Genomic DNA, 17,120 nt, shown 5'->3' on the forward strand with positions numbered 1-17,120 from the left:
TAGGTCGTCATTTCAGCAATTATCTTTGCGGCAATGAGTACATCTACTATCGCCCAAAGTTTTGCACAATCCCCGCAACAGCAGGAATTGCGGGACGCTATTGCCGTTTCAGAAAAAAACACCGATAAAATTCATTTAAAAGGCCTTATTGGCTCATCCCTTTCTTTTGTGGTGGCCAATGCTTTTAAAGAAGCCAAACGTCCTTTTTTATTAATTCTAAATGATAAAGAGGAGGCTGCATATCACTTAAATGATTTGGAGCAGTTAATCGGAGAGGATAATGTGTTGTTCTATCCTGGCAGTTACCGCAGGCCTTATCAAATTGAAGAAACCGATAATGCCAATGTGCTTTTGCGTGCCGAGGTCTTAAACCGAATCAATTCGCGCAAGAAACCGGCAGTGATTGTTACTTATCCCGATGCGCTTTTTGAAAAAGTAGTTACCCGAAAAGAACTTGATAGAAGTACACTGAAGATAAAAGTGAACGACGAACTTTCTATCGATTTTGTAAATGAAGTTTTGTTTGAATACAAGTTCAAACGAGTAGATTTTGTTACAGAACCCGGCGAATTTTCAGTACGAGGAGGGATTATTGATGTATTTTCTTTTAGTAATGACGAGCCGTACCGAATCGAATTTTTTGGGGATGAGGTAGATAGCATCAGGAGTTTTGATGTAGAAACCCAACTTTCTACCGATAAGGTGAACAAGATTTCTATTATGCCCAATGTCGAGAATAAACACCTCGATGAAGTAAGAGAAAGCTTTTTAAAATATGTGGCTGAAAATACCTTGATATTCGTTAAAAATCTTGATCTTTTTTCAGCACAAATGGATAAACTTTTTGAGAAGGCAGAAGAAGCTTTCCAAAAACTTTCCGGAGAAATAAAGCAAAGTGAACCCGCAGCGCTTTTTTGTACCTCTTCCTTAATTCATAAACAGATCCTTGATTTTTCGGTGGTAGAATTAAGCAATTATCCGTTGCTAAACCCGAAAAAAGAGATTGTTTTCTTTGTAACGCCGCAACCTTCCTTCAACAAACAATTCGATTTATTGATTGCCAATTTAATCGAAAATCAAGAAAAAGGATATAGCAATTATATTTTCTGCGGAAGCGAACAGCAAGCCAAACGTTTCCACGATATTTTTAAAGATCAGGAAAAAGAGGTAAAGTATAAAACGGTAGTCCTTTCCTTATTTCAAGGATTTATTGATGAACAGGCAAAAAATGTTTGCTATACCGATCATCAGATTTTTGAGCGTTACCATAAATTCAGCCTTAAAAATGGCTATGCCAAAAAGCAGGCAATTACCCTGAAAGAATTGACCAATCTTACCGTAGGTGATTATGTAACCCACATTGATCACGGAATTGGAAAGTTTGGCGGATTGCAAAAAATAGATGTAGAAGGCAAAAAACAGGAAGCCATTAAACTGATTTATGGAGAGCGCGATATCCTGTATTTAAGTATTCATTCCCTACATAAAATCTCGAAATATAACGGCAAAGACGGGAAAGAACCTAAAATCTTCAAGTTAGGTAGTAATGCTTGGAAAAACCTGAAGAAAAAGACCAAAGCCCGCGTAAAACATATCGCCTATAATTTAATTGAATTATATGCGAAACGCCGCTTGCAAAAAGGTTTTGCGTACGGTCCAGATTCTTATTTGCAACACGAGCTGGAAGCTTCTTTTATTTATGAAGATACACCAGACCAAAGTACAGCGACCGAAGCGGTTAAAAAAGATATGGAAAACGAACGCCCAATGGACCGATTGGTTTGTGGGGATGTTGGTTTTGGGAAGACCGAAGTAGCCATTCGCGCTGCCTTTAAAGCGGTAGATAATGGGAAGCAAGTTGCGGTTTTAGTGCCCACGACGATTTTGGCCTTTCAGCATCATCAAACTTTTTCGGAGCGTTTAAAAGATTTACCCGTAACAGTCGATTACTTAAATAGATTTAGAACCGCCAAAGAACGCCGAGAAACGCTAGCCGATCTGGAAAGCGGTCGCGTAGATATTATCATTGGAACGCATCAATTAGTAAACAAGGCAGTTAAATTTAAAGATCTGGGACTGCTGATTGTTGATGAAGAGCAAAAGTTTGGAGTAGCGGTAAAAGATAAGCTGAAAACCATCAAAGAAAACGTCGATACATTGACACTCACGGCAACCCCAATTCCGCGTACGCTTCAGTTTAGTTTGATGGCGGCAAGAGATTTATCGACCATTACCACTCCGCCACCTAACCGGTATCCAATCGAATCGAATGTGATTCGTTTTTCTGAAGAAACCATTCGGGATGCGGTATTATATGAAATTCAGCGAGGCGGACAGGTGTTCTTCATTCATAACCGCATTGAAAACATCAAAGAAGTTGCCGGCATGATTCAGCGTTTGGTACCCGATGCGAAAGTAGGCATTGGTCACGGACAAATGGAAGGGAAGAAGCTGGAGAAATTAATGTTGAGTTTTATTAATGGCGAATTTGATGTGTTGGTTTCTACCACGATTATTGAAAGTGGATTGGATGTAACCAACGCCAACACTATTTTTATTAATAACGCCAATAATTTCGGACTGTCTGATCTTCACCAAATGCGAGGTCGGGTAGGACGAAGCAATAAAAAGGCCTTCTGTTATTTTATCACGCCACCTTATTCGGCAATGACCGAAGAAGCGCGTAAACGAATGACGGCTCTAGAGCAATTTTCTGAATTGGGAAGCGGATTCAATATCGCGATGAAAGATTTAGAAATTCGAGGTGCCGGAGATTTATTAGGCGGGGAACAAAGCGGATTTATCAATGAAATTGGTTTTGATACCTATCAGAAGATTTTAGCGGAAGCTATTGAAGAGCTGAAAGAAAATGAATTTAAAGAGCTGTATAACGAAGAAGATATTGAAGATAAAGATTTTGTGAAGGAAACACAGATCGATACTGATTTTGAAATTTTATTCCCGGATGATTATATCAATAACATCGCCGAGCGTTTGAATTTATATACCAAGCTGAACGAATTAAAAACCGAAGAAGAATTAGAAAAGTTTGAAACCGAATTAGTCGATCGTTTTGGCGAATTACCGGTTTCTGCCGTCGATTTATTAAATAGTGTTCGTATTAAGTGGATCGCTTCTAAAATAGGCTTAGAACGCATTATTATGAAGCAGAATAAACTGATAGGCTATTTTATTGCCGATCAGCAATCGCGTTTCTACCAAACAGCTAATTTTACCAAAGTATTGCAGTACGTACAGTCGCATCCTACAACTTGTAAGATGAAAGAAAAGAAAACCAGAAATGGCCTGCGTTTGCTCTTAACCTTCGATAAGATAACTTCGATAGAAAAAGCACTAAAAGTATTACAACCCTTAGATTTTAGAAAGAAAAAAGAGGAAGTGGAGGTATAAAAAATTAAAAGCCTTTCAATAATATAGAAAGGCTTTTTTATTCTAGGCGGGTAAAATACCCCGAGACTTGTCTCGCTAGTAAATTTTAAAAGTTTGTAAACGTGTTCCGCTAAAAAAATGCTCGTGGGCTTGCCCCGGAGAAATTTACGACATTATTTAGATTATAGATTTTTTGTTGTCTCTAAATACATTTCAATAATTTCATCTATGTCTTTAAAATTAAGCTCATTATTATTAATTTTTTTAAGTAGTGCAGGATCTTCTTTTAAATACGCATTAGCACTTTTTTTAAACCCTCTTGAAAGATTTGTTTCATGAAATAGGCGAGCTTTTTCGAAGTCTCTTTTTTTAATATAATATTCAAGTGAAGGAAAATCTCTTCCTTGCATATATCGATAAAGCATGTATAATTCACCATCTTTATTTACTCTATATACGCCATAACTCACGTAAAATTTTGCATAATCATTTTCTTTAGATATAAGTAATAATGATTTACCTAAAGAAGAATTACCCTTCAGTGTTAATACTACTTTTACAGGTTCAAATTGGTAAACAGTACCTGATTGTGAGGTGAGTTTAATTGTTTGTATGTCTTTTTTCTTTACTTTTTTGTTTTTTCCGTTTTTAGTTGATTTGATTAACACTTTCCCTTGTGCCGGATTATTAGGAACTTGGATAAAACCTTGTTGTGAAGTTCCATCGTTCAATATAATTTCTCCTTCCCAAAAAGGATTAGTGTTTATGTTTTGAGCAGAAACATTAATTGGAGCAAGAAATAATAAAAATAGAGTAAAAATTGTGTAAATGTTTTTCATAATGAATTTGTTTAGGGTGTTTAATTTAGAGATAAAATTAGAAATATAAAAAAGCGTCTTCTAAATGTTCAATGCGGGTTCCGAGTTTGTTTTTAATAATCGCTACAATATCAAACCGAAGTTCTACATCCAAATCATGTTCGATTAAGTAAAAATCCATCGCTTTTACCAACTGCTGAATTTGTTTTGGTTTTACAAAATCTTGTGGGTTTCCAAATTCCGGGGTACTTCTGGTCTTTACTTCCACCGCACAAATCATATCTGCTTTTTGAGCAATGATATCAACTTCGGCTTTTTGATGTCTAAAATTACGCTCTAAAATGGCATAACCTTTTTGCTGAAGGAAATCTACTGCGAGTTGTTCGCCTTTTTTGCCTAAATCATTGTGTTGCGCCATGGATACATCTCGAAAAGTTTAATAGTTCATCTAATATACTATTTTTTAAGATTTATATTTGTATGAAAGAGTGATGTTTAAAAGATGAAAGAGATTAAATTAAAAGTCCCGGACAATAAACTGGTTCAGCAATTAGGCTTTGCGGTTTCTCAGGAAGCTGAAATACTTGAAGCACATAAAAATATCGTTCGTGAACGAAATGCTGCTTACCAGAAAAACCCGGTTTAGATTTAAAATTTATAAATGAAATTGAACTAACGTTTTCTTCTTTAAAACAAAATCTTTTTTATCAATTCAGGTATGAAGAAATTAGATGCATTCCTTTAAAAAATTTTCCATTTATAATTCATTTTTCGTTAGATGAAAAAACGAACTTATTATCATTTAGGTCGTATTTCATACACGCAGAAATCCACTTCATTGGGATAAACGAAATCAATAACTATTTTAGGTAGCTTAAAAAAGAGTTTTCATCATTCACCTCTAGCTTTACTCTTCTTCCAAAAATTAAAGCTTGATTATGCTCAATATGTCCTGCCGGAAAATTAAAGGCTACCGGAAAATCATACGCTGCTACTGTTTCAGTGATAATTTCTTCCGCAGTTTTTCCAAATGGTATTGTGTTATCATTCATAGCATTCATTCCGCCAACGATGAGTCCCGCTAAATTTTCTAGCATTCCATTACGTTTTAGGTTTTGCATCATCCGGTCGATATGGTAAAGGTATTCATCTAAGTCTTCTAAAAATAGGATTTTCCCTTGGGTATTGATGGCAGAATTGCTTCCGCAGAGCGAATAGAGCACCGATAAATTTCCACCAACCAATTCGCCTTTAGTAGTTCCGGTTTTATTTAGGGAAGAAGTTGAAAATTCATACGTTAATTCTTCTCCGAATAACACCTTTCTCAACGTTTCCCGACTTGCTTCAGATTTGGTCTCCACCCCTAAGCACATTTGAGCGTGAAGTGTAGCGATTCCTAAGTTATGAAGATGCGAATGCAAAGCGGTGACATCACTATAGCCTATAATCCATTTCGGATTTTCTTTAAATGCAGAGAAATCGATTAAATCTAAAATTCTCACCGTTCCATAACCCCCTTTGGCACACCAGATTGCTTTAATTTCGGGATCATTTAATTGTTGCTGAAGATCTTCTGCTCGTTCTTTATCACTTCCTGCAAATTGATGTTCTTCCAATCCGATGCTAGAACCAATTACGGCTTGTAGTCCCCAAGCTTCCAACAGCTGAATGGCCGGTTGCAAATCTTCTTGCGTTGCTTTCCTGGCGGTGGCTACAATGGCGACTTTATCTTTTTTTTTTAAAAATGGAGCTGTTTTCATAAAGAAGTACTATTGATAAAGAATTAGATAGTGAGGCTTAAATTTCTTTGGGAAATTCAGGTACACTTTTTCCCTTAAAGTGGAGGCTAAATTTTTTATCATCATCAAAAAATCCTTCAAAAATTATTTCTATAGGTTTTAATGATATAATTAGAGCATTAACTTCTACGGATGTATGACGAACTAGAGAATTCGTGCTAGTTTCTTCCATAAAATCAACAAATAAACACCTGCAAGAACTTTGGCATGAGTTTAATTCTAAAGGAAACGCTCTGTTGAAATTGGTGTCAGGGCCTATATATATCGTAAGCAAGGGCTTTGCATCTGGCTTAATGCTCTTTGTGTCGTAGAAGAAAAGATTATATCCATATTCTGATTCTTTTGTGGTACAATAAGAGTTGTAAACGAAATAATTACCAGTGAGTGCTTGTACCTTAAAAGACTCTAAATTATACGATTCATTATTATAATTAAGTTTATTTAATTCAGGATTTTCTTCTCCATCATCATCTTTATCACAAGAAATAAAAGAAAGAATACTAAAGCATATTATAAATAAAAAGTAGATTTTTTTCATTCGATTAAATTATGGTGGGGTCAAAAATAATAATCTTATATAAATCCTAATCATAAAAAGCTTGTCAAGCAAAAAATGGAAAAACAATACTTGAATTCTCTGAAAAGAATGAAATAGCAAATTTATAAATATTCTTTGATGATTTTGTCTCTTTTATTTTTTTGAATTCCTATTTAGTAAGCGGTTAAAGTAACTTTATAATTAACAGAAATGTCTTTACCTTCAGAAGTAGTACCTCAAAAGTTATCTCGTAAGTACTTCCGTTTTTGGAAACCTCAATTTCTCCAGAATTGATAGAATATTTAGCACCTTTAGTTGAGAAAAATTCTTTATCAATAGTAATTAATTGTTCCTAAACCAAATGAAAGCGGTTCTTCTGTTAGATTATTGAAAGTATAAATACCACCTGTTAAGCCTGAAGGACTTTTAGATAACATGGGAAAATAAATATAAGAATACTTCTCTTCTGTAGAAGTATAGCTTTCATCGTAATTTTCAATATCGAGGGTAGAAAAATTAAGTTTGCAATTGTAAAGATTCTCATTATTGGTTTCTAAACAACTTTCGATAAATCCCATCTTTAAATCATAGCTTTTGCCCTTAAGCTCTATAGAACCTTTTTCATTAGTTATATGTTATTTCTAAATAGTAATTAAAAAAACTAACTATTCCTCACTGTAATCATATTCATATAAATTGCCTTTGTAGTGTCCTTCAAAATCAACAATGTCAGTTTCATCGTCCCAATTTCGTGCTTTACCTTTAAAAGTTACTTCATAAGGGTTAAGGCTAATAATATTTAAAACACCAGCTGTTAATTCGTAATTATCTATATCAATCATATCTTCCGTTTCTGTCATTATCTTAATTTCAGAAAAGTCAGAAAACGTATTTGCTAGTTCTCCTTCAAAAAATTTGTATTCTCTTGTTCCTATAGTTCTTTCAGAAGTAAAAATTTCAAAAAATATAGAATTAAAAAATTCATCTTCCGCTTCTTCATTTTCATTTACTTCTGTAGTAACCAATATTAAACCTGAACTGTGGTTTCCAGATTCATTTCCATAATATTCAAGGGCACCAGCTTTTAGTGGATAGGTTTTTCCATTCACTAAAAGTTCATTATTAAGATTGGAAGAATTATTATCATCATCATTGTTACAGGAAATAAATGCGGTTGCTATAAAAGCAAACAATAAAATCGAATAAATTTTTTTCATAGGTGTTATGTTATTTAAGGTTAGAATAATAAATAAAAAAAGGTGAAAGATTAGAACCTTTCACCTTTTTATATATTTCAAGAAAATTAGAAAGTGCTTAACAAGCCTTTATAATTAACAGAAATGTCTTTGCCTTCAGAAGTAGTACCTTCAAAAGTTATCTCGTAAGTACTTCCGTTTTTGGAAATTTCAATTTCACCTGAATTGATTTCATAATAAGTTCCATCCTCAGAGAAAAAATTATAGTTCAGGCCAATCTCTGAATCGCTAAATGTAAAAGCATCCTGCGTATAGTCGCTATCATAACTATAATTCCCGTCTGTTAATTTTGATGCACTGTCTGACCACAATTCAAAATACACAGAAGAAATGTTGACATCTGTTAAAGACGACTCATCATTTATAGAACTAATATCTTCTGAAAAAAGTTCAATATCGAAATTGTAGGTATTGCCGTCATCAGATTCTCCATAAGATTCAATAGTTCCCGATTTTAAATTGTAATTTTCATTGTCTATTTTCATCTTTCCTTTGACGCCGTTATCGCTTCCTCCGTCGTCATCATTTCCGCAGCTAGACAACACCATTGCTACTGCAAAAAACAAGTAATAAATTTTTTTCATTTAAGTATTTTTAAGATTAACGGGGGTAAATATATAAAAATTACTTTTCGGTTTTCTAGAATGAATTTAAAATAAATATAAGTTTTTATGAAAACATCTATTTGTATTTCCTTCAAGATTATTTTACTAAAACTCTCTTTTCTATAAACAGTTTCAAAATCCTCGTCGCTTTTCTTACCTTTACCGCTTAAAATTTCAGAAATGAGTACACCAAAAAGATATACCATTACGGCGGCTTTGCCTTACACCAACGGACCTATTCATATTGGTCATTTAGCAGGGGTTTATGTGCCTGCAGATATTTATGTAAGATATTTAAGAAAACGAGGGAAAGATGTAGTTTTTGTCTGCGGAAGTGATGAACACGGTGTGCCCATTACCATTAAAGCAAAAAAAGAAGGCGTAACGCCACAAGATGTGGTGGATAAGTACGACGGAATCATTAGAAAGTCATTCCAAGATTTTGGGATAGCTTTTGATAATTATTCGCGTACGTCTTCCAAAATTCATCACCAAACGGCCTCCGATTTTTTTCAGAAATTATACGATGAAGATAAGTTTATTGAAGAAGTGACGCAGCAACTGTACGATGAAGAAGCACAACAATTCTTAGCCGATCGTTTTGTGGTGGGTACTTGTCCTAAGTGTGGTTTTGAAGAAAGTTATGGCGACCAATGCGAAAAATGTGGAACTTCCCATAACGCCACTGATTTAATTAACCCAAAATCGGCCATCACCGGAGCTACGCCTATTTTAAAAGAAACGCGCCATTGGTTTTTACCCTTAGATCAATACGAGCCTTTTCTAAAAGAATGGATACTAAAAGAGCATAAAAAAGATTGGAAGTCTAATGTTTATGGACAATGTAAATCATGGATTGATGATGGTCTGCGTGCGCGTGCCGTAACGCGTGATTTAGATTGGGGAATTCCCGTTCCTGTGGAAGGTGGTGAAGGTAAAGTACTTTACGTTTGGTTTGATGCGCCTATTGGTTACATTTCTGCGACCAAGCAATGGGCAGAACGTGAAGGCAAAGATTGGGAGCCTTATTGGAAAGATGAAGACACCAAATTGGTTCATTTTATAGGGAAAGATAATATTGTCTTTCATTGTATTATTTTCCCGGTGATGCTAAAAGCGCACGGTGATTATATATTGCCGGATAATGTGCCTGCCAATGAGTTTTTAAACTTAGAAGGAAATAAGCTTTCCACCTCAAAAAATTGGGCGGTTTGGTTACATGAGTATTTAGAGGATTTTCCGGGAAAAGAAGATGTGTTGCGTTATGTGTTAACCGCCAATGCCCCAGAAACGAAAGATAACGATTTTACGTGGAAAGATTTTCAGCAGCGTAATAACAGTGAATTGGTAGCTATTTTCGGTAACTTTATCAACCGTGTGGTGGTATTAACCAATAAATATTATGATGGAAAAGTACCCAGTCCAGCAGAATTGACAGAAATTGATGAGCAAACCTTAGCCGAGTTAAAAGCCTATCCATCGGTTATTGCCAGTTCTATTGAAAAATACCGTTTTAGAGAAGCTCAGGCTGAATTGATGAATGTCGCTCGATTGGGGAATAAATACTTAGCCGATGAAGAACCTTGGAAAACTTTTAAAACTGACAAAGAGCGGACACAAACCGTAATGTATGTGGCGCTTCAAATTGCTTCCGCTTTAGCAACCTTGAGTGAACCGTTCTTACCGTTTACTTCAGAGAAGTTGAAAAAAATGCTGAACTTAAATGATGCTGTCATCTCGAGCGGAGTCGAAAGGTCTTGGGAAGATATTGCTACAGATAAAGTATTATTAGAAAAAGATCACCAAATCGGTAAAGCAGAACTATTATTTGCAAAGGTGGAAGATGAAGAAATTCAAAAACAAATTGACAAATTGGAAGCGACTAAGAAAGTTAATGCAACAGAAGAAGCAGAAGTAATTCCGCAAAAAGAATTCATAGAATTTGACGATTTTACCAAACTCGATCTTCGTGTAGGAACTATTCTAGAAGCCGAAAAAATGCCGAAAGCCAAAAAGCTTTTGGTCCTCAAAGTAGATACAGGTATCGATAAAAGAACCATAGTTTCCGGTATTGCCGAACATTTTAAACCCGAAGATATCATTGGGAAAAAAGTAAGTGTGGTAGCCAATTTAAAACCAATCAAGCTCCGTGGTACCTTAAGTGAAGGAATGATTTTAATGACGGAAACAGCCGATGGAAAATTAGTGTTTGTGAATCCAGATGAAAACGGAGTAAATAGCGGAACGGTAATCTCTTAAGATGAAAAAGTTTTATTTTCTATTTGTAATAGTATTATTAAGTTTTTTGGTAAAAGGCCAGCAAATTTATAATATCCCTAATAATTTAAAAGATAGTAATCGCTCAATTAAGGATGTTTTTATCATTAGTAATGAAACGACCAAAAACTTAACTCTTTTTATAGACGATAATAAAACGTTCAATGCATACCTCTATGATAAAGATATGCAACGCTTAGATGAGTTATCCTCTGAAGGTTTACCTAATCGTTACAATGAAATCATTGGATATATTCAAAAAGAAAATCAAACTATTCTTTTCTTAAAACATGGAAATAATAAAAATTTCGGTGCTATTATCTTTAATTTTAAAACTAAAAAATCATCTGAAATTGAATTCGATTTCAAATTAAAAAAAGGAGAGTATATAGAAAGTCTTAGTAAAAACGGGAAGTTCTATTTGCTTTCTACAGATAAGAAAAAATCTGTAATAAATTGTTTTGAGTTTACCGGAATTGATTACAAAGAACATCAAATAGTATTAAATCAGGATTTCAGGATAGAAGATAACAAACAGAAAAACCTGTATGAGATGCTCAAAAATCTAAAAAAGAGTAGTCCAGATCCTCTTGAAATTCGAAAAATGGACACCAATTATCCAATTGGAGTGGCCTGGGCAGGTGCTATGAACAAACTTTATGAAACTGAAAAAGGTTTTGAATTAACCTTAGACAAAAGCATTTACGAAACCTATCTTATAGACGTAGATTTAAACAAATATAACGCAGAAATAGAACATTTTGAAAAACCTTATTTTTCTACGAAAGAGAGATTTTTCAGTAAATCTTTTCTGCTTAATGATAATATTTATCAAATTGTAGGGAACTCAGAAGAACTTTTCTTTGAAGCCAGAAATAGGGAAACAGGCAAGCTACTTAAAGAAATACATTTGAATGACGATGAAAAAATTACGTTTGCAAACACTCCTGATATTCAGGATGAAGATGGAGACATGTATATTCCAAAAGATGAACTAAAGAAAACTTCTAAATTTTTAAAAAAAATTGATAATGAAGATATTGCTGTTTCTGTTCAAAAAGATAACAATCGTTATGTTGTGAATATAGGCAGCTATTCTAAAGCCTATCATGGAAATACAGCTGTTAGCATAGGACCAATGGGTATGGTCCAAGTTATGCCATATGGTGACAATTTCGATCAATCTCCATATCTTTGGTATGCTTACACAAACCCTATTCGCATAAAATGCTTATTCGATAGCAATTTTAATCATATTGAAGGAGAAGTTCCAGAAAATGCTTTCGACCGTATAAAAAAATACGCCAAAACTCTACACGATCAGATTGCTGAAAATGTTTTTAAGTGGAATAATAAAATTTATTACGCTTACTATAATAAAGAAACAGAAGCTTACCGAATTGTAGACTTTTCAAAATAAATAGCTACTATTTTGCTCAAAATTGCTTTTCATCCCAGTTATGTTTATCCCTTACCACCTAAACATCGCTTTCCTATGGAAAAGTACGAGTTGCTTCCACAGCAATTATTGCTAGAAGGAACGTGTACGGAAGAAAACTTTTTTGAACCAGAACTTCCCAACGATAAATATATTTGTGCGGTTCATGATCCCGATTATTATTACGACTTTCTCAATCTAAAACTTTCCCAGAAAGAAATTAGAAGAACCGGTTTTCCGTTATCTCGGGCTTTAGTGGCTAGAGAACGTTTAATTGCCGGAGGAACGATCATGGCTTCAGAATTTGCTTTGCAACACGGTATAGCGATGAATATCGCCGGAGGAACGCATCACGCTTATAGCAATCGAGGGGAAGGGTTTTGCATGCTGAATGATCAAGCCATTGCGGCCAGATATCTTCAGCAGCAAAAATTAGCCGAAAAAATATTAATCATCGATTTAGATGTACATCAAGGCAACGGAACCGCAGAAATTTTTGGAGGAGATGATTCAGTCTTTACCTTTTCGATGCACGGTGAGAAAAACTATCCGTTTAAAAAAGAAAAATCAGATGTAGATATTGGTTTAGCCAACGAGACGAAAGATGAAGAATATCTTAAGATTTTAAAAGAAACGCTTCCGCAGTTAATTGAAGAAGTAAAGCCTGATTTTGTATTTTATCTTTCTGGGGTAGACGTCTTGGAAACAGATCAACTAGGGAAATTAAGCCTCTCGATTAAAGCTTGTAAGGAACGGGACCGATTTGTATTGCAAAGTTTAAAAGATAAAAACCTTCCGGTAGAATGTAGTATGGGAGGCGGATATTCTAAAGAGATTAAACACATTGTGGAAGCGCACGCCAATACCTATCGCTTAGCTCAAGAAATATTCTATTGATACCAACTCTAACACCTTTTCTAACTAGTTTAAGTGAAATCTCTCACCATCTTGAAAGTTATTTTTTTCTAAAAGTCTAAGGCTAGACAATAGGATTTTTTGAACTTTAAATAAAAAAGATGAATACGAAAGAAAATAAAACTAGAATTGTAAGATTTCATGAGACAGGGGAGGCTGAGGTTTTAAAAATTGAAGAGGTTCCTCTTGAAGAACCGAAAGCCAATGAAGTGAGAATTAAGGTAGAAGCTATTGGTTTAAACCGTGCAGAAGTAGCCTTTAGAGCAGGTAATTATTTAGAACAACCAAAATTCCCATCAAAAATAGGCTATGAAGCCAGTGGCGTGGTTGATGCGATTGGCAGTGAAGTACAGTCGGTTAAAGTTGGTGATAAGGTAAGTACAATTCCTTCCTTTTCTATGAATGATTACGGTACCTATGGCGAAACGGCCATTTTACCTGAACATGCAGTAACCACCTATCCCGCTCAACTTTCTGCTGTAGAAGCCACTTCTATTTGGATGCCATTTACTACTGCCTATGGCGGACTTATTGAAAATGGAAAATTAAAAAAAGATGATTTTGTTTTAATTACTGCTGCCAGCAGTAGTGTGGGGTTAGCAGCCATACAAATAACCAAATCTAAAGGGGGGATTGCTATTGCTACTACTAGAAAAGAAGAGAAAAAGCAATATTTATTAGATGCCGGAGCAGATCATGTAATTGTTACAGACGATGAAGATTTAGTAGAAAGAACTCAAGAAATTACTGATGGGAATGGTATTGACATTAGTTTTGATCCAATCGGAGCTGAGATGGTTGCGTCTTTAACGAAAGCAGCAGGAGAAGAAAGTAAAATTATTCAATACGGATCTTTAACAACTAAAAATGTTGATTATCCTTTATTTCCCATATTGAGTAAAAGATTAACCATTAAAGGATACATATTGTTGGATATCACAACAGACAAAGAGAAACGTAAGAAGGCAAAAGATTTTGTAGTTAAAGGGATCGAAGAGGGGAGTTTGACGCCTACGATAGATAAAACCTTTGCTTTTGAGAAAATTGTAGATGCCCATAAATACATGGAATCCAATCAGCAAAAAGGAAAAATTGTAGTGGTTGTAAACTAATAAAAAAGGAAATCTTGGCTGATTTATTTAGCTAAGGTTTCCTTTCTTTTTCTGAAAATTTGAATTGAAATTAATGGAAATGCAAAGATGAAAAATCAACTTTTCCAGTTATAGCCTTGTATTTCTAAAGCAGCTTTTAAAACATCTTTTTGGCTAATAAGGCCGATTAGTTTTCCTTGTTCACAAACGGGAAACCTTCTTTTCTTTAAGCTTAAAAACTTATTGGCTACATCAAATAAATGCATATCTGGGCTTACCGTCTCTACCTCTTTAGCCATGTAATTTTCAACAGTCATATTCTCCATAGGTTGGTTGTAATAACGTGATTCTGAAATTTGCTTTATACAATCTCCTTCAGAAATGATCCCTATTAATTCGTTTTGTTGATTAACGACAGGACCTCCGGAAATTCTATATTTTAATAAAGTTTCCATCACCTCTAAAACACTTTGTCCTGCATAGAATTTGTACATATTTACCGTCATAAAATCTTCAACGGTAATATTTTCTGAAGTAGCAATAACCCCTATTTGTTTTCCTTGAAAGTTCTTGATTCCCATAATACTTTAATTTTCAATTAATTAAAGATAACGTAATTTTTTGAATTATGAAAATGATAAAATAAGGAGTCTCTAGATGTGATTTTGGTAATTTAAAAGTGTTTTATTGATATAAAAAAGTGCCCTAGAAAACTCTAGAGCACTTTTTTAAAATGAAAAACAAGGCTATTAGGATGCAATAAATAAACTTGCAATAGCTGTAGCTTCGTCACCTGTTAAGATTTCATCATAAGCTTGAGAAGAAGCTTCTGCCGTAAATGGCGAACCACTTCCTAGAGTAGAAACATCTACTCCTCCTTGTATTAAATTTTCTTCTCCGGCATATACCGCTTCTACACCTTCATTGGCGGCGGCTACACCAAGATCTGGAATCCCTGTATTATCTAAAGTAATCCAACCTTCTAGGCCTCGTAACCTTCTTATTTCTGAAGCATGTCTCGCCTCTACTGAGTGAATTTGAAGTGCAGCGGTTAATAAATCATCGTTGCCCATCAATGCTCCGGCTTGTCCTTTATAAGCTCTAACCCCTGTATCTTCAAAAGCTTGAGCTAAAATAAGAAGCTGTGCATAAGCTACTTCGTTTCCACTATTATTTTCATTAAAAGGGTCAAAATTACCATCTACTGTAAAATCAAACGTGGGTTCGCTTACTGGGTTTTCCCCAAGAGATTCTAAGGTATTTTTTAATAAATTTACATGAGCAGATTCATGCATTGAAATTTGCTGATAAATCGCTTCTGCTTTGGCATTGCTCGAGAGTACACCAGAAGCAAGAGCTTTAGCATAAAAATCTGCTTCCAAGTATTCTAAGGTCAAAGCTAATTGTAAAGCACCTACCGCATTATCTGTTTGAAACATAGTGGCAGCTTTTGCTTTGTTTGATAAAGTTGCCATCCCAAATGGAACGGCAGCTATGGCAGCTTTTTTACCAAGGGAAGAAAAGGTGCTAAAGGCATCTCTTCTAGAAGCTCCTTTTTTGGTAAGGTTTTCAGTGGTAAACTCGTCTAAAAATTTTATAAGATTCATAATATTGTTTTTTAAATTATTGAAATGATTAGTTACTTATTTTACGGCAATTGGTTTGCGGTAAATGGAGTAACAATAAATCCGCCTGCGGCATTAATGATTACTGATGGGTTTTCTGCACCATCCAAACCTGTGTTGGGATCTACAATATCATCTCCAGCAAAAAGTTTGAAGTCATCCATATCGTTACCTATAATACTTCTAATGGCAGCAGCGTGTCTTGCTTCTACAGAAACAATTTTGCCTGCGATTACTAAGTAAGCGGCAGTTTCAATAAGTTTACCGGCACCATTATAGGCCTTTACACCCGTATCTTCTAACAATTTAGCGGTGGATAATACAGAATCTCGATTAGAAAAATCTACACTTGAAAAATCAAATTCTAAGCTTTCCGGTAATACGACCTCTGCATCAAAATTCGCATTTAAAGCGGCTTTAAAAAACTCCCTATGGTTGACTTCGTGGTTATATAAATCTTCCAAAATTTGTTTTTCTTCCATCGCAGCACCCGACCAATAAGAGCCATTAACTACTTTGGTATAAAACTCTGCTTCCAATTGCTCCAGTGCATACGCGTAATTAAGCACTCCTAAATCGCCTCCTCCTAAATCAAAAGTGTTTGGGTCCGGATCTGGAGTTGGTTCTGTGAAATCGTCATCATCGCTACAGCTTAAAATTAAACCACTACCGGCAATCGCGAGTCCACTCATTTTTAAAAACTGTCTTCTTTTGTTCCCGTTTTTAGAAACAAAGCTTTCTACTTTTACGTTTTTGTTCTTCATAATAAAAATAAGTTTTGTTAATCTTATACGAGATCTACGCAGCAATACCGATTCTAGTTTTTAGAAAACAGGTTAAAACTTTGTTATAGCTTGTTAAAAAATGTTAATTAAAGGTGTTTTTGTTAAAACTGAAAGGATCCGATTGAAGATGTTGTGGTTTCAAAGCGAGTTTATTTTAAAATAAGCAATTCATTAATCTGTACCTCAGTAATGTATCTTTTTTCTCCTGTTTTAGTTTCGTAGTTTCGAGAAGTAAGTTTTCCTTCTATCATGACTTCTTTTCCTTTTTCTAAATAATTCTCTATAATTTCTACCGTTTTTCCCCAAGCAATAAGACTATGCCATTGCGTGTTGGTTACTTTTTCACCTTTCGCATTTTTGTAAGTCTCATTAGTAGCTAAAGAAAATTTGGCTAATTTCTTTCCGCTTTCTAAGTAAATGATTTCTGGATTGTTTCCTAAGTTTCCAATTAACTGTACTTTGTTTTTTAACGCATTCATAATTTTGAGTTTTAATAGTATTGAATTTCGTTCGTTCAATTCAACAGTACAAAGATGAAAACAGAGTAAAGTTTTAATTGGTTGATAAATAATTACTTGCGTTT

The 17,120-nt window shown here is 34.7% G+C and carries 17 protein-coding genes; 6 read left to right on the plus strand and 11 right to left on the minus strand.

From position 1 onward, the window contains the following. The first annotated feature begins 33 nt into the window (after positions 1-33). Positions 34-3,411, plus strand: coding sequence for a transcription-repair coupling factor (gene mfd, locus FVB9532_RS01695; protein ID WP_150543478.1), 3,378 nt, complete (start codon positions 34-36; stop codon positions 3,409-3,411). Between the two features lie 161 nt (positions 3,412-3,572). On the opposite strand, the gene FVB9532_RS01700 is transcribed toward mfd, so the two are convergent. Both FVB9532_RS01700 and FVB9532_RS01705 read right to left on the minus strand, forming a co-directional pair. Beyond that, positions 3,573-4,229 carry a hypothetical protein gene (locus tag FVB9532_RS01700; RefSeq protein ID WP_150543479.1) on the minus strand — a complete coding sequence of 219 codons (657 nt, stop codon included), beginning with the start codon at positions 4,227-4,229 and terminating at the stop codon, positions 3,573-3,575. A 37-nt stretch (positions 4,230-4,266) separates the two neighbouring features. Continuing rightward, positions 4,267-4,626: a YraN family protein gene (locus FVB9532_RS01705; RefSeq protein ID WP_150543480.1), complete on the minus strand. Its 360-nt coding sequence runs from the start codon at positions 4,624-4,626 to the stop codon at positions 4,267-4,269. 84 nt (positions 4,627-4,710) lie between these two features. Between FVB9532_RS01705 and FVB9532_RS19390 the strand changes: the two genes are divergently transcribed. Beyond that, a complete protein-coding gene (locus FVB9532_RS19390) occupies positions 4,711-4,854 on the plus strand; it encodes a hypothetical protein (protein WP_194716461.1) in 144 nt (47 codons plus the stop codon). 214 nt (positions 4,855-5,068) lie between these two features. Here FVB9532_RS19390 and FVB9532_RS01710 read toward each other — a convergent pair whose 3' ends face one another. From FVB9532_RS01710 to FVB9532_RS01730, 5 genes are all read right to left on the minus strand, one after another. Beyond that, entirely contained in the window at positions 5,069-5,968 is a 900-nt protein-coding gene (locus FVB9532_RS01710) for a S66 peptidase family protein (protein WP_150543481.1), read from the minus strand. Between the two features lie 37 nt (positions 5,969-6,005). Next, positions 6,006-6,545: a hypothetical protein gene (locus FVB9532_RS01715; RefSeq protein ID WP_150543482.1), complete on the minus strand. Its 540-nt coding sequence runs from the start codon at positions 6,543-6,545 to the stop codon at positions 6,006-6,008. A 332-nt stretch (positions 6,546-6,877) separates the two neighbouring features. Beyond that, positions 6,878-7,123 (minus strand): hypothetical protein, encoded by a 246-nt coding sequence (locus FVB9532_RS01720; protein WP_150543483.1) that lies wholly within the window; start codon positions 7,121-7,123, stop codon positions 6,878-6,880. Positions 7,124-7,210: 87 nt separating this feature from the next. After that, entirely contained in the window at positions 7,211-7,762 is a 552-nt protein-coding gene (locus tag FVB9532_RS01725) for a hypothetical protein (protein ID WP_150543484.1), read from the minus strand. An 86-nt stretch (positions 7,763-7,848) separates the two neighbouring features. Continuing rightward, positions 7,849-8,385, minus strand: coding sequence for a hypothetical protein (locus tag FVB9532_RS01730; protein WP_150543485.1), 537 nt, complete (start codon positions 8,383-8,385; stop codon positions 7,849-7,851). Between the two features lie 201 nt (positions 8,386-8,586). Here FVB9532_RS01730 and metG point away from each other — a divergent pair, with 201 nt between their 5' ends. The 4 genes from metG (at position 8,587) to FVB9532_RS01750 (ending at position 14,148) form a co-directional block, all read left to right on the plus strand. After that, positions 8,587-10,665 carry a methionine--tRNA ligase gene (gene metG, locus FVB9532_RS01735; RefSeq protein ID WP_150543486.1) on the plus strand — a complete coding sequence of 693 codons (2,079 nt, stop codon included), beginning with the start codon at positions 8,587-8,589 and terminating at the stop codon, positions 10,663-10,665. Between the two features lies 1 nt (position 10,666). Further along, positions 10,667-12,103 (plus strand): hypothetical protein, encoded by a 1,437-nt coding sequence (locus FVB9532_RS01740; protein ID WP_150543487.1) that lies wholly within the window; start codon positions 10,667-10,669, stop codon positions 12,101-12,103. Between the two features lie 12 nt (positions 12,104-12,115). Next, a complete protein-coding gene (locus FVB9532_RS01745) occupies positions 12,116-13,018 on the plus strand; it encodes a histone deacetylase family protein (protein WP_150543488.1) in 903 nt (300 codons plus the stop codon). A 119-nt stretch (positions 13,019-13,137) separates the two neighbouring features. After that, positions 13,138-14,148 (plus strand): zinc-dependent alcohol dehydrogenase family protein, encoded by a 1,011-nt coding sequence (locus tag FVB9532_RS01750; protein ID WP_150543489.1) that lies wholly within the window; start codon positions 13,138-13,140, stop codon positions 14,146-14,148. Positions 14,149-14,243: 95 nt separating this feature from the next. On the opposite strand, the gene FVB9532_RS01755 is transcribed toward FVB9532_RS01750, so the two are convergent. The 4 genes from FVB9532_RS01755 to FVB9532_RS01770 all read right to left on the minus strand — a co-directional run bounded on the left by FVB9532_RS01755 (position 14,244) and on the right by FVB9532_RS01770 (position 17,016). Continuing rightward, positions 14,244-14,708: a CBS domain-containing protein gene (locus FVB9532_RS01755; protein WP_150543490.1), complete on the minus strand. Its 465-nt coding sequence runs from the start codon at positions 14,706-14,708 to the stop codon at positions 14,244-14,246. Positions 14,709-14,876: 168 nt separating this feature from the next. After that, positions 14,877-15,734: a ferritin-like domain-containing protein gene (locus FVB9532_RS01760; RefSeq protein ID WP_150543491.1), complete on the minus strand. Its 858-nt coding sequence runs from the start codon at positions 15,732-15,734 to the stop codon at positions 14,877-14,879. 41 nt (positions 15,735-15,775) lie between these two features. Continuing rightward, the gene (locus FVB9532_RS01765) at positions 15,776-16,516 is read right to left on the minus strand and encodes a ferritin-like domain-containing protein (RefSeq protein ID WP_150543492.1); all 741 of its coding nucleotides are present in this window, start codon (positions 16,514-16,516) and stop codon (positions 15,776-15,778) included. 170 nt (positions 16,517-16,686) lie between these two features. Then, positions 16,687-17,016 (minus strand): single-stranded DNA-binding protein, encoded by a 330-nt coding sequence (locus FVB9532_RS01770; protein WP_150543493.1) that lies wholly within the window; start codon positions 17,014-17,016, stop codon positions 16,687-16,689. Between the last annotated feature and the right edge of the window lie 104 nt (positions 17,017-17,120).

Origin of the sequence: Mesonia oceanica, from assembly GCF_902499555.1 — a bacterium.
In the GTDB taxonomy this organism is placed as follows: domain Bacteria; phylum Bacteroidota; class Bacteroidia; order Flavobacteriales; family Flavobacteriaceae; genus Mesonia; species Mesonia oceanica.